Source organism: Modestobacter versicolor (assembly GCF_041028285.1).
GTDB classification, from domain to species: domain Bacteria; phylum Actinomycetota; class Actinomycetes; order Mycobacteriales; family Geodermatophilaceae; genus Modestobacter; species Modestobacter versicolor_A.
This window is the reverse complement of sequence record NZ_JABGDB010000001.1, coordinates 691,501-703,384: the sequence shown is the minus strand read 5'-3', so window position 1 is coordinate 703,384 and position 11,884 is coordinate 691,501. Positions and strand designations below refer to the sequence as shown.

The 11,884-nt window shown below is 74.7% G+C and carries 14 protein-coding genes; 4 read left to right on the top strand and 10 right to left on the bottom strand.

Annotated features, from left to right (window positions below; all coding sequences use genetic code 11):
- Positions 1-22: 22 nt before the first annotated feature.
- The 3 genes from HL054_RS03600 (at position 23) to HL054_RS03590 (ending at position 3,453) form a co-directional block, all read left to right on the top strand.
- Positions 23-685: a class I SAM-dependent DNA methyltransferase gene (locus tag HL054_RS03600; protein ID WP_369137359.1), complete on the top strand. Its 663-nt coding sequence runs from the start codon at positions 23-25 to the stop codon at positions 683-685.
- Positions 686-802: 117 nt separating this feature from the next.
- Positions 803-2,776 (top strand): methyl-accepting chemotaxis protein, encoded by a 1,974-nt coding sequence (locus HL054_RS03595; RefSeq protein WP_369137357.1) that lies wholly within the window; start codon positions 803-805, stop codon positions 2,774-2,776.
- A 98-nt stretch (positions 2,777-2,874) separates the two neighbouring features.
- Positions 2,875-3,453 (top strand): hypothetical protein, encoded by a 579-nt coding sequence (locus tag HL054_RS03590; protein ID WP_369137355.1) that lies wholly within the window; start codon positions 2,875-2,877, stop codon positions 3,451-3,453.
- A gap of 1 nt (position 3,454) precedes the next feature.
- On the opposite strand, the gene HL054_RS03585 is transcribed toward HL054_RS03590, so the two are convergent.
- The 4 genes from HL054_RS03585 to era are packed head-to-tail and all read right to left on the bottom strand — an operon-like array spanning position 3,455 to position 6,188.
- A complete protein-coding gene (locus HL054_RS03585) occupies positions 3,455-3,730 on the bottom strand; it encodes an antibiotic biosynthesis monooxygenase family protein (protein ID WP_369137353.1) in 276 nt (91 codons plus the stop codon).
- An 8-nt stretch (positions 3,731-3,738) separates the two neighbouring features.
- Positions 3,739-4,515 carry an isoprenyl transferase gene (locus tag HL054_RS03580; RefSeq protein ID WP_369137352.1) on the bottom strand — a complete coding sequence of 259 codons (777 nt, stop codon included), beginning with the start codon at positions 4,513-4,515 and terminating at the stop codon, positions 3,739-3,741.
- Positions 4,512-5,258 (bottom strand): DNA repair protein RecO, encoded by a 747-nt coding sequence (gene recO, locus HL054_RS03575; protein WP_369137351.1) that lies wholly within the window; start codon positions 5,256-5,258, stop codon positions 4,512-4,514. Before recO ends, HL054_RS03580 begins: the two co-directional genes overlap by 4 nt.
- A 12-nt stretch (positions 5,259-5,270) precedes the next feature.
- Positions 5,271-6,188, bottom strand: coding sequence for a GTPase Era (gene era, locus HL054_RS03570; RefSeq protein WP_369137350.1), 918 nt, complete (start codon positions 6,186-6,188; stop codon positions 5,271-5,273).
- Between the two features lie 70 nt (positions 6,189-6,258).
- Here era and HL054_RS03565 point away from each other — a divergent pair, with 70 nt between their 5' ends.
- Positions 6,259-6,861, top strand: a complete 603-nt coding sequence (locus tag HL054_RS03565) for a hypothetical protein (protein WP_369137349.1) — start codon at positions 6,259-6,261, stop codon at positions 6,859-6,861.
- A 57-nt stretch (positions 6,862-6,918) separates the two neighbouring features.
- On the opposite strand, the gene HL054_RS03560 is transcribed toward HL054_RS03565, so the two are convergent.
- From HL054_RS03560 to ybeY, 6 genes are all read right to left on the bottom strand, one after another.
- Entirely contained in the window at positions 6,919-7,578 is a 660-nt protein-coding gene (locus tag HL054_RS03560) for a response regulator (RefSeq protein WP_369137348.1), read from the bottom strand.
- Complete coding sequence (locus HL054_RS03555) at positions 7,575-8,633, bottom strand: sensor histidine kinase (RefSeq protein ID WP_369137347.1); 1,059 nt, start codon at positions 8,631-8,633, stop codon at positions 7,575-7,577. The genes HL054_RS03560 and HL054_RS03555 overlap by 4 nt, the downstream gene beginning before the upstream one ends.
- Positions 8,633-9,517, bottom strand: coding sequence for a UbiA family prenyltransferase (locus HL054_RS03550; protein WP_369137346.1), 885 nt, complete (start codon positions 9,515-9,517; stop codon positions 8,633-8,635). Before HL054_RS03550 ends, HL054_RS03555 begins: the two co-directional genes overlap by 1 nt.
- Before the next feature lie 109 nt (positions 9,518-9,626).
- Positions 9,627-9,959 carry a cytidine deaminase gene (locus HL054_RS03545; RefSeq protein WP_369137345.1) on the bottom strand — a complete coding sequence of 111 codons (333 nt, stop codon included), beginning with the start codon at positions 9,957-9,959 and terminating at the stop codon, positions 9,627-9,629.
- A gap of 86 nt (positions 9,960-10,045) precedes the next feature.
- Positions 10,046-11,389, bottom strand: a complete 1,344-nt coding sequence (locus HL054_RS03540) for a hemolysin family protein (protein WP_369137344.1) — start codon at positions 11,387-11,389, stop codon at positions 10,046-10,048.
- Complete coding sequence (ybeY, locus tag HL054_RS03535) at positions 11,386-11,883, bottom strand: rRNA maturation RNase YbeY (protein WP_369137343.1); 498 nt, start codon at positions 11,881-11,883, stop codon at positions 11,386-11,388. The genes HL054_RS03540 and ybeY overlap by 4 nt, the downstream gene beginning before the upstream one ends.
- Position 11,884 lies beyond the last annotated feature (1 nt).

The following is an 11,884-nucleotide window of genomic DNA, read 5'->3' as shown; positions in this document are numbered from 1 at the left end:
CGGCTGCGTAGGGTCCGCCGCCATGACGGCCGAGCACCCGACGGACCAGCCGGTCGGGCGGGCCTACGCCGCCCTGGCGGACCGGTACATCGAGCTGTTCGGGTCCGTGGCGAGCGTGCACCCGGACGACCTGCGGCTGATCGACGCCCACCTGGGCCGGCTGACCGGTCCGGTGCTCGACCTCGGCTGCGGGCCCGGGCACCTCAGCGGCTTCCTGGCCGGCGCGGGTGCCGACGTCACGGGCATCGACCTGGTGCCCGAGTTCGTCGCGCACGCCCGGCGGTCGCACCCGGACGTGCCGTTCGAGGTCGGATCGCTCACCGAGCTGGACCGCGCGGACGGCTCGGTGGCCGGCGTGCTGGCCTGGTTCTCCCTCATCCACCTCCACCCCGACCGGCTGGACGACGTCCTCGCCGGGCTGCGCCGGGTCCTGGCCCCCGGCGGCGCGCTGGTGCTCGGGTTCTTCGACGGCCCCACCTGCGAACCCTTCGCCCACCGCGTCGTCGAGGCGCACCGGTGGCCGGCCGACGAGCTCGCCCGCCGGCTGACCGCGGCCGGCTTCGCGGAGGTCGAGCGGGTGCACCGGGCCGGGGAGGGCGACCGGCGTCCTTACGCCGTCCTGGCCGTCGAGTCGCAGCCGCCCGGCCGAGTCGAACGGATCGGGACCGACCGGTTCTCCGCCTGAAAGTCCAGGTCAGCTCGCTTTCGGCTCACGGGACAGTCGCCGACTGCCGATGAACCAGGCGCAGACCCGCGCCCACGACCCGGAACCGTGCGGGGTGTCGTCCCGAGAGGTCCGACGATGACCGGCCACCGCCTCACCACCGTCCTGCGGTTGCGCTCGCTGCGCGTGCTGCTCGTGCTGGTGGTCCTCGCCTGCTCCACCGTCCCGCTCGCCGGCCTCGGCGTCTTCGCCTGGCAGCGCAGCGAGGGCGACTGGGTCACCAACTCCGGTGAGCTGCTGCAGAGCGAGGCGCGCTCCACGATCGACAAGATCGACCGGAACCTCTTCGAGCGCTACGGCGACGTGCAGGCCTTCGCCTTCAACCCCGACGCCGCGGCCGACCCGGCCACGGTGGCCCGCGCGGCGGACTTCTACAGCCGCAACTACGTCATCTACGACCTGCTGCTCGTCGTCGACGCCACCGGCCGGGTCGTCGGCGGCAACAGCGTGACCGGGGACGGCGCGGCCGTCGCCACCGCCAGCTACGCCGGCGCGGACCTGTCGGCCTACCCGTGGTTCCGGCAGGCGCTCGCGCTGCCGGCCGGCCAGACGTACGTGCAGGACCCGCAGGTCGACCCGCTGGTCAGCGCCGCCACCGGCCGGGACGACGCCACCCTGGTGTTCGCCGCCCCGGTCTACGGCCCCGACGGAAGCGCCCAGCGGCTGTGGGTCAACTGGGCCTCGGTGCCCCGGGTGGTCGGCCAGATCATGGACGAGCAGGTCGCCGGGCTGGCCGGCCGCGGCCTGGACGTCACCGCCCAGATGCTGCGCAGCGACGGCGTCGTCCTGGTCGGGCCGGGCGCCGACGAGCAGCTCGACCTGGCCGGCGCCGGCTCCCCCGCGGCCACCGCGCTGACCGGCGGCGCCTCCGGGCACGGCTCCGACGAGCTCGCCGACGGGACCGGGGACGACGTGGAGAAGGTGCGCGGCTGGTCGGCGTCGCAGGGCGCGCTCGGGTTCGCCGGCTACGGCTGGGGCGTGGTGCTCAGCGAGGACCTGTCCGACGCCGTCGCGCCCGCGTCAGCGCTGCTGAAGGCGGTGCTGCTGGTGGCCGTCGTCGTCGCGGCCGTCGTCGCGGTGATCGCGCTGTTCGTCGCCCGGGCGCTGACCCGGCCGCTGGACCGCGCCGTCGAGGCGCTGGAGCTGGTCGCCGACGGCGACCTGCGGCCCCGGCTGCCGGAGTCGGGCACCGACGAGCTGCGCACGCTGGCCGGCGCGGTGAACCGGTCGCTGGAGAACATGGGCGGTGCGCTCGGCGCGCTCCGGGACCGGACCGGCGACCTCTCCGGGGCCTCCGACCAGCTCCGCGGGCTCGCCGACGACGTGGCCCGGGACGCCGCCCGCGGCACGGCGGTGGCCACCACCGCCAGCGAGGCCACGGAGGCGGTCAGCGGCAACGTGGCCACCGTCGCCGCCGGCGCCGAGGAGCTGGGCGCCTCGATCCGGGAGATCGCGCACTCCACCTCCGAGGCCGCCCGGGTCGGCGCCTCGGCGGTGACCGCCGCGGAGGAGACCACCGCGGTCGTCGCCCGGCTCGGGGAGAGCTCCCGGCAGATCGGGGACGTCGTCGGCGTCATCACCTCGATCGCCGAGCAGACCAACCTGCTCGCGCTCAACGCCACCATCGAGGCGGCCCGGGCCGGGGAGGCGGGAAAGGGCTTCGCCGTCGTCGCCGGTGAGGTCAAGGAGCTCGCGGCCGAGACCCAGCGGGCCACCGAGGACATCGTCCGGCGGGTCGAGGCGATCCAGGCCGACACCGCCGGCGCCGCGTCGTCCATCGCCGAGATCGCGGCCGTCGTGGCCCAGGTGAACGACTTCCAGCAGACCATCGCCTCGGCGGTGGAGGAGCAGAGCGCGACAACCGCGGAGATGAGCCGCAACGTCGCCGAGGCCGCCAGCGGCACCGACGGCGTCCGCTCCGACGTGCGCTCGGTGACCGAGGCGGCGCGCTCCACGGCCCGCTCCACCGAGTCGACCCGCGAGACGGCGGCCGCGCTGTCGTCGATCACCGACGAGCTGCGCGGGCTGGTGTCCCGCTTCGAGCTGCCCTGACCGGTGGTCGACATCGCACAGCTGTGCGCGTCGACGTCGGCGGATCCGCACAGCGTGCCGGGCCCGGGTGGCCGCCCCGGCGAGGTGAGGATCCCGGCATGCCGTTCCTGACCCGCCGGCCCGCCGAGGTCGCGCCGCTGCCCTTCCACCCGAGCTCACCCGAGGGCCTGGCCGCGCGCTGGGTGCAGTGGGTCGCCGCCGCCCGGGTCGACCTGAACCCGATCGCCGACGAGACCGGCGAGAACGCCGCGGCCAACCAGCCGACCGACGTGTTCTTCCTGGCCGGGTCCTACGGCGAGCGGCTGACCCGCCGGTGCGTGGTGCCGGCCGGTCGCGACCTGTTCGTGCCGGCGTTCTGCACCTTCGAGAAGAAGCCGGCCGGACCGCCGGAGCCGATGCCCGGCGCGCACGGCTCGATCGCGGTGGACGGCGTCCCGGCGGAGCCCGACTGGATTGCCACGCCGGTGCCGTTCCTGGTCTCCGGCGCCCGGCTCAACCCGATGACCGGGCGCACGAAGCCGGTGCCCATGACGACGTCCGGGCTGTGGAAGCTCGTCCCCGCGCTGCCGCCGGGCCCGCACGAGGTGCACGTGACCGGCGGCGACGGCCACGGCTTCGTGCTCGACGTCCGCTACGAGCTGCTGGTCGGCCAGCCGAGCTCGGTGCCGTGGGTGTGAGTCAGTCGGTGAGGTAGACGCCGGGCTCGTCGAGGGCGTGCAGCCACACGGGCGCCCCGGCGATCTTCACCTCGGCGGCCGACAGCGCCCGGCGGTAGGCGCCCACGCCGTCCCAGATGGTGCACAGCGCGAGCAGCTCCGGGTCGTCGGCGGCCCGGCCGAGCTCACCGGTGCGGAAGCCGGGGCGGGCGGCGAGCGCGTCGAGCAGCACCCCGACCGCCGCGGTGACGGCGGGGACGTCGTCGGCAGGGACCCGCAACCGGGTGACGGCGAACACCGGCGCCCTCAGGCCGAGCCGAAGCGGCGCTGCCGGCTGGCGTACTCCTCGACGGCCTGCCACAGGTGCCGGCGGTCGAAGTCCGGCCACAGCGTGTCCAGGAAGACCAGCTCGGCGTAGGCGGACTGCCAGAGCAGGAAGTTGCTGGTCCGGTTCTCCCCCGAGCTGCGGACGAACAGGTCGACGTCGGGCATGTCCGGCTCGTCGAGGAACCGGGCGACGGTCTTCTCGTCGACCTTCGCCGGGTCCAGCCGGCCGGCGGCCACCTCGCGGGCGATGGCGGCTGCGGCGTCGGCGATCTCGGCCCGGCCGCCGTAGTTGACGCACATCGTCAGGGTCAGCACGTCGTTGTCCCGGGTCAGCTCCTCGGCGACCTCGAGCTCCTTGATGACGCTGCGCCAGAGCCTCGGACGGCGCCCGGCCCAGCGCACCCGGACCCCGAGCTCGTGCATCTCGTCGCGCCGGCGGCGGATCACGTCGCGGTTGAAGCCCATCAGGAAGCGGACCTCGTCGGGGCTGCGCCGCCAGTTCTCGGTGGAGAACGCGTAGGCGCTGATGGCCCCGATGCCCAGCTCGATGGCCCCCTCGACGCAGTCGAACAGCGAGGCCTCCCCCGCCTCGTGCCCGGCGGTGCGCGGCAGCCCGCGAGAAGAGGCCCAGCGGCCGTTGCCGTCCATCACGATCGCCACGTGGTGCGGCACCTTGTCCACCGGCAGCTCCGGCGGCCGGGCACCCGAGGGGTGCGGGGACGGCGCCCGCACCTCGCGCCTGGCGTGTCTGCTCACGTGCGGTCCACCAGCGGCAGCGACCGCAGGCCGCGCTCCAGGTGCCACTGCAGCAGGGCCGCGACCAGGCCGCTGCCCTCCCGCCGGTTGATCCCCTGGCTGGCCACGGCCCGGGTCCAGTCGCCGGACAACAGCGCCTCCATCAGTTCCACGGTGACCGGGCTCGGCATCGCCGAACCGGTGGGCCGGCAGGACGGGCAGACCGTGCCCCCGGCCGGCACGGAGAAGTGCCGGTGCGGACCGGCCTCGCCGCAGCGGGCGCAGTCGCCCAGCGCCGGCTCCCAGCCGGCCACCGACATCGCCCGCAGCAGGAACGCGTCGAGCACCAGCGGCGCCGGCTTCTCGCCCTCGGCCAGGGTGCGCAGCGCGCCGACGACGAGCAGGAACATCCGCAGCGACGGCTCCTTCTCCTCCGCCGTCAGCCGGTCGGCCGTCTCCAGCACCGCGGTGCCGGCCGTGTAGGCCCGGTAGTCGCCGACGATCTCGTTGCCGTAGGGCCGGATCGACTCGGCCTGGCTGACGATGTCGAGGTTGCGGCCGGTGTACAGCTGCAGGTCGACGTGGCTGAACGGCTCGAGCCGGGCGCCGAACTTGCTCTTGGTGCGCCGCACGCCCTTCGCCACCGCCCGCACCTTGCCGGTGCGGCGGGTGAGCACGGTGATGATCCGATCGGCCTCGCCGAGCTTCTGGGTGCGCAGCACGATGCCCTCGTCCCGGTACAGGGACTGCGGTGTGGTGCTCACCGACCCGCCACCTCAGTAGCCAAGCCGGTGCAGCTTCTTCGGGTCGTCCTGCCACTCGCCGAGCACCGTCACGTGCAGGGCCAGGTGCACCCGGCCGCCCAGCAGCGTCTCCAGCCCGACCCGGGCCTCGCTGCCGATCGCCTTGATCGTCGCACCGCCCTTGCCCAGCAGCATCGGCTTCTGGCTGGCCCGCTCGACGTGCAGCAGTGCGTGCACCTCGGTGAAGACGGCCGCGGGGTCGCGCGGGTCGGGCTTGCGGTTGATCTCCTCGACGGTGACCGCCAGCGAGTGCGGCACCTCCTGGCGGACCTTCTCCAGCGCCGCCTCCCGCACCAGCTCGGCGATCTGCCGCTCGACGTCCTCGTCGGTGGTCTGCTCGTCGGGGTACATCGGCGGCCCCTCGGGCAGCATCCCGATCAGCAGCTCCTCGAGCAGACCGACCTGGTCGCCGGACACCGCGCTGACCGGCACGACCTCGCGCGCCTCGACCAGCCCGCTGGCGGCCACCAGCTGCTCGGTGATCGCCTTCTTGCTCGCCGCGTCGGTCTTGGTGACCACCACGACGACCGGGGTGGAGACCGCCTTCAGCTGCCGGGCGATGAACGCGTCACCGGCGCCCACCGGCTGGTCGGCGGGGATGCAGAACACGATGACGTCGACGTCGCTCAGCGTGTCCCGGACGACGTCGTTGAGCCGCTGGCCGAGCAGGCTCTTCGGCTTGTGCAGCCCGGGGGTGTCGACGAGCACGAGCTGCCCGGCCGGGCGGTGCACCACCCCGCGGATGGCGTGCCGGGTGGTCTGCGGCCGGTTGCTGACGATGCCGACCTTCTCGCCGACCATCGCGTTGGTCAGGGTGGTCTTGCCGGCGTTGGGGCGCCCGACCAGGGCAGCGAAGCCGCTGCGGTACGACGGCTGATCGGGAGTGGTCACGCCGTCCAGTCTCCCACCCGGCACCGACAGCACCGCCGGACCGGCCCGCGGCACCTGGGACGATGGCGGCATGCCTCCCCGGTCCCGACGCGAGAACGGTGAGCCGCTGGTCGTCCGCGCGGCGGTCGACCGCGAGCGGCACGTCAACCAGGTCACCAGCTACGGCTACTTCGCCGCCCGCGGCCCCAAGCGGTACGTCACGGTGACGCCGCGGCCGCTGCGCTACTGGCAGTACGACCCGGCGCGGCCCTGGGTGGTCGCGGCGACCGTGCTGGCCGTCGTCGCCTGGCTGGCGTTCCTCGGCTGGCGCGACGGCCGCGCTGCGGTGACCGGCGAGCTGCCGCTGGCCATCGGGCTTGGCCTGGTCGTCGTCCTCGGGGCGACCGCGCGGTTCACGATCAGCGACCACGCCGTGTCCAGCGACATCGCCGGGCTGCGGCAGACGTCGTCCTTCCGCGTCGTCCCGCTGGTGCTGGTGGCCGAGGTCGTCGAGGGGCGCCCGCCGGCCGGCTGGCCGAAGGCGCGCAGCCGCGGCGGCTGGTGGCCGGGCCGGCGGCTGCTGAGCGTGCGGCACCTGGACCTCGACGGGCTCACCGAGAAGGCGTTCACCGTCTGGGTGCGCGACCCGGCCGCCGTCGCCGACGCCCTGGGCCGGCCGCTGCCCTTGCCCTGACGGCCTCGTCCAGGGCACCGCCCTGAGCTCGCGAAGGGTGGGGAGGACGAGGTCCTTTCAGTCCTCCAGCAGACCCGGCGTCAGCAGCCGGGCGCGGGTGGCGCGGCGGACGGCGTCCAGCCGGGAGGTCGCCCCGAGCTTGGTGTTGATGTTGCTCAGGTGCCGCTTGACGGTGCCCTCGCTGATCCGCAGCTCCTGGGCGATGCTGGCGTTGCTGTGCGCCCGGGACACCAGCGCCAGCACCTCCAGCTCGCGGTCGGACAGCACCGGCGCACCCGAGGCGGCCAGACCGGCCAGCCCACCGCGGGAGACGGACAGGGTGACCATGTCGGTGCCCCGCTCGGCGGTCGCCCGGATCGCAGCCACCAGCTCGTGGTGCCCGATCGTCTTGATCAGGTAGGCCGAGGCGCCGCGCAGCAGCAGCTGGCGGGCCAGCGTCGTGTTCTCGTGCATGGTCAGCACCACGATCCGGGTCGTCGGCGACGCGCTGCGGATCTCGACCAGCGACGTCAGCACCGACTGGCCGGGCATCTCGACGTCCAGCAGCACGACGTCCGGGCGGTGCTGGCGGGCCAGCCGCACCGCCTCCTCGCCGTTGGACGCCTCGGCCACCACCTCGATGCCCTCGTGCACGCCGAGCAGCGCGCCCAGGCTCTCCCGGAACAGCCGGTGGTCGTCGACGAGCAGCACCTGCAGCGGCTGCCGGGACCCGGTCACGCCGCCGCCGACGTCAGCGGCACGGTGAGGTGCACCCGCACGCCGCCGGGCCCGGTCTGCAGCACGACGCTGCCGCCCAGGCCCTCGGCGCGTTCCCGCAGCGAGGCCAGCCCGACCGTGCGGGTGGTGTCGACGACGAGCGGGTCGAAGCCGCGGCCGTCGTCGTCGACCGTCGCCTGCAGGTGCCCGTCGGCGACCAGCACGGCGACGTCCAGCCGGGTGGCGCCCTCGCCGTGCAGCAGTGAGTTGCGCACCGCCTCGCGCACGATCAGGTAGCTCTCCTCCTTGACGTGGGCGGGCAGCGGCTGGGCAGCCTCGCCGTCCTCGGTGAGCGTGACGTCCAGCCCCACCGGCGCGGTGAAGGCCAGGTACTCGTGCAGCGCCTGGGCGAGGCTGCGCTCCCCCACCACGTCGCGCAGCCGGGTGGCCATGTCGCGCACGCCGTTGAGGGTGTCCAGCAGGACCCGCCGGGTGGCCTCCAGCCGGGCGACGTCGGGGTCGCGGCCGGCGTCGAGCAGGTGCAGCACCAGGTCGATGCCCTGGATGGCGGCGCCGATGCCGTGGCTGGTGTGGTCGTGCAGGTCGCGGGCCACCCGGCGCCGCTCGTCGCGGTTGGCGTCGCTGATCCTGGCCAGCAGGACGTCGACGTAGGTGACCGCGGCCGGCACGACCAGCTCGTCGATCACCTCGTGCAGCACCAGCGCCACCTGCTCGGCCGGGAGCTCGGGGTGGTGCGCGACGAGCCGGGGCAGCGACCGCCGGAACAGCACGCCGGCGGCCCGCAGCGACTCCGACGGGTGGACGCCGGTGCGCGCCCGGGCGGCGCCGACGTCACCGGTGCCGGCGGGCGCCTCGGGCAGCGGCGTGCCGCGCAGCCGGGCGTGCACCACCTGCAGGACGGCGCCGGCCCGGCCGCCCAGCTGCTCCAGCCGGACGGCGTCCGACGCCAGCCGCGGGGCGACCACGCTCACCTCGGCGACGAAGTCGGCGACGGCGGCCGCGTCGACGGCGGCGTCGACGGCGGCGTCGACCCCGGTGCCGGCTGCACCCGGCATCAGGCCAGCACGCTCAGGACGAGCACCGGGTTGACCGCGTACTGGGTGACCATGAACGCACGATAGGGCCGCCGCACCGCCGCCCGCGGCGCGTCCTCCGCGGAGCGGACAGCGAGCACCGCCACGACCACGGCGCCGGCGCCGAGCACCAGGGCGGGCAGCAGCACCTCGGGCCAGGTGTCGGCGACCACCACGGTGACCAGGCCCAGCAGCAGGCACCCGGCGGCGATCAGCTGGGTGGCGGCCCGGTGCCCGGCCACGACCGGCAGCGTGCGGCGCCCGGCCGCCTGGTCACCGGCCCGGTCACCGAGGTCCTTGGTCGCGCCGGCCACCGCCATCCACAGGGCCAGCAGCACGAAGACGGCGAGGTGCGGCGCGGCCGGTGCGGCGCCGGCGGCCGCAGCACCCGCCAGGTAGGTGAGCAGCCCACCCCCGGCCGAGGCGAGCGCGGTGCCGCCCACCGAGCACTTCAACGGGCGCGGCCCGACGCTGTACGCCCAGCCCAGCACCCCCATCGCCACCGCGCAGAGCACGAGCGCGACGGTGCCGGTCAGCGCGGTGAGCACCAGCCCGCCGACGGCCAGCGCCCACGCCACCCGGACCGCACCCGACGCGCCGACCAGGCCCTGGGCCAGCGGCCGGGTCGAGCCGTTGGCGCGGTCGGCGGTGAGGTCGGAGACGCCGTTGACCAGGTAGGTGCTCATGGTGAGCAGCAGCCAGCCGGCCGCACCCAGGACCGTCGCGGGCCCGAACGCGCCGTCGGCGGCCAGCACCACCACGGCGCCCACCCAGTAGCGGACGGCGAAGATCGTCTGCACGACCGGGCGCGTCTCGGCCCACAGCAGCCGCGCGACCCGCCATGGTGTTCGCTGGGCGACGGGCACGATGGTCAGCCTTGCTCACGACCCCCGCCCTGGGCGCCCCCCGAAGGGTGTAGCGGTCCTACACCCTTCGATGCACGTTGACCTCGGCGACGCGTGGCCGCCGTACCGGTCAGACCCGGCTGCGGACCTCGCCGTCCGGCCCGGCGAGCAGCACGGGGGCGGTCGCGGTCAGGTCGTGCACGGCGGCCAGCCCGGCCTCCTCCACGGCGTCTGCGGCGCTGACCACGGCCGCCGCCTCCAGGCCGGTCACCCCGCTGGACACCGCGGCGGCGACGGCCGCCTGCAGGGCGGACAGCTGCAGCGAGGGCAGCGCCACCGTCGCGGCGAGGTAGGTGCGCCCGTCGGTGTCCCGGACGGCGGCGCCCTCGGCGGCCCCGGTCCGGCCGCGCGCCGACCGGGCCAGGGTGACGAGCTTGGCGTCCTCGGGGTCCAGCTCGGTCACCGGGTCACTCTCCTGTCCGTCGGTCCGGCCCTGCCGCAGGGGCCCGCCGCGAGGTCGCGAGCGGTGGGGGGCGGGAGGGTCCTCCCTCAGCCTTCCACGGTGGCGGGCTCGGGCTGGCGGGCGGTGTCCTCGGCCGCCTCGTCGTCCCGGTGCTCGTCGGACACCCGGGAGACCAGGATCGTGTCGATCTGGTTGCGCCGGCCGCCGGTGCTCTCCGCGACCAGCCGCAGCCCGCCGACCACGGCCTCGGAGCCCTCGATGGGCACCACGCCCAGCTCGCGGGCGAGCAGCCCGCCGACGGTCTCGACGCCGTCGTCCTCGGGCAGCTCGACCTTGAACAGGTCGGCGAGGTCCTCGACCGGCAGCCGGGCGGTGATCCGCACCGAGCCGTCCTCCAGCTCCTCGACCGGCGGGCGCTGCACGGTGTCGTGCTCGTCGTCGATCTCGCCGACGATCTCCTCGAGGATGTCCTCGATCGTGACCAGCCCGGCGAAGCCGCCGTACTCGTCGACGACGACGGCCATGTGGGTGCGCGAGGCCTGCATCTCGCGCAGCAGCTCGTCGACCGGCTTGGACTCGGGCACGAAGGTGGCCGGGCGGAGCAGGTCCTCGACCCGAGGCTCGCTGGCCCGCGAGTCCGAGGAGCCCTGGGACCGGCGGACCAGGTCCTTCATGAAGACCACGCCGATGATGTCGTCGACGTTGTCGCCGATCACCGGCAGCCGGCTGAACCCGCTGCGCAGGCAGAGCGCCAGCGCCTGGCGCAGCGTCTTGCCGCGCTCGATCCAGACGACGTCGGGGCGGGGCACCATCACCTCGCGGGCGATGGTGTCGCCGAGCTCGAAGACGCCGTGGATCATGTTGCGCTCGCCGGCCTCGACGACGCCGCGCTCCTCGGCCATGTCGACCAGCTCGCGGAGCTCGACCTCGCTGCTGAACGGGCCGTCGCGGTAGCCGCGGCCGGGGGTGATGGCGTTGCCGATGAGGATCAGCAGCGTGGCGATCGGCCCGAGGACCCGGCCCAGCAGCCGGATCAGCGGGGCCGCCGACAGCGCGATCGGGTAGGCGTGCTGCCGGCCCAGGGTGCGCGGGCCGACGCCGATCAGCACGTAGCTGACCACCGTCATGACCGCGATCGCGGTGAGCGCGGCGACCGGCAGCCCGTCGACGAGCCGGTAGACGACCAGGGCGACCAGCACGGTTGCCGCGGTCTCGCAGGCGATCCGGAGCAGCAGCAGCAGCGCGACGTGCCGCGCGCGCTCCTCCATGACCACGGCCAGCGAAGCGGCGCGCTTGGCCCCGTCGCGGCGGAGCTCGTCGACGCGGGCCTTGCTCAGCCGCTGCAGTGCGGCGTCGAGCATCGCGAAGACACCCGCGACCAGCACCAGGACGACGGCGATCACCAGCAGGACGATCGCGGTCGCGCTCATCGCTGCTCCGGCTCCTTCGGTTCGCCGGTGACCGGTTCACGGGGGACGGAGCGCCAGCCCTCCAGCAGCGTGGACTGCAGGCCGAACATCTCCTTCTCCTCGTCGGGCTCCATGTGGTCGTAGCCGAGCAGGTGGAGCACGCCGTGGGTGGCGAGCAGGAGCAGCTCGTCGGCCATCGAGTGGCCGGCGGCGCGGGCCTGGCGGACGGCGACGGCCGGGCAGAGCACCACGTCACCGAGCAGCGCCGGACCGGGGTCCGGGTCGTCGGGGCGGGCGGTGTCCAGCTCGTCCATCGGGAAGGCGAGCACGTCGGTGGGGCCCTTCTCGCCCATCCACCGCTCGTGCAGGGTGGCCATGTAGTCGACGTCCACGCACAGCACGGACAGCTCGGCGAGCGGGCTGACCTCCATGGCGTCGAGCACGTACCGGCAGACCCCGGCCAGCGCGGTCTCGTCGACGGCGATCTCGGACTCGTTGGCGACCTCGACGGGCACG

Excerpts from the sequence above, each read along its gene's own strand:
- HL054_RS03600 (WP_369137359.1), top strand. The coding sequence starts at position 23 with ATGACGGCCGAGCACCCGACGGACCAGCCGGTCGGGCGGGCCTACGCC.
- HL054_RS03595 (WP_369137357.1), top strand. The coding sequence starts at position 803 with ATGACCGGCCACCGCCTCACCACCGTCCTGCGGTTGCGCTCGCTGCGC.
- HL054_RS03590 (WP_369137355.1), top strand. The coding sequence starts at position 2,875 with ATGCCGTTCCTGACCCGCCGGCCCGCCGAGGTCGCGCCGCTGCCCTTC.
- HL054_RS03565 (WP_369137349.1), top strand. The coding sequence starts at position 6,259 with ATGCCTCCCCGGTCCCGACGCGAGAACGGTGAGCCGCTGGTCGTCCGC.
- HL054_RS03555 (WP_369137347.1), bottom strand. The coding sequence starts at position 8,633 with ATGCCGGGTGCAGCCGGCACCGGGGTCGACGCCGCCGTCGACGCCGCC.
- HL054_RS03540 (WP_369137344.1), bottom strand. The coding sequence starts at position 11,389 with ATGAGCGCGACCGCGATCGTCCTGCTGGTGATCGCCGTCGTCCTGGTG.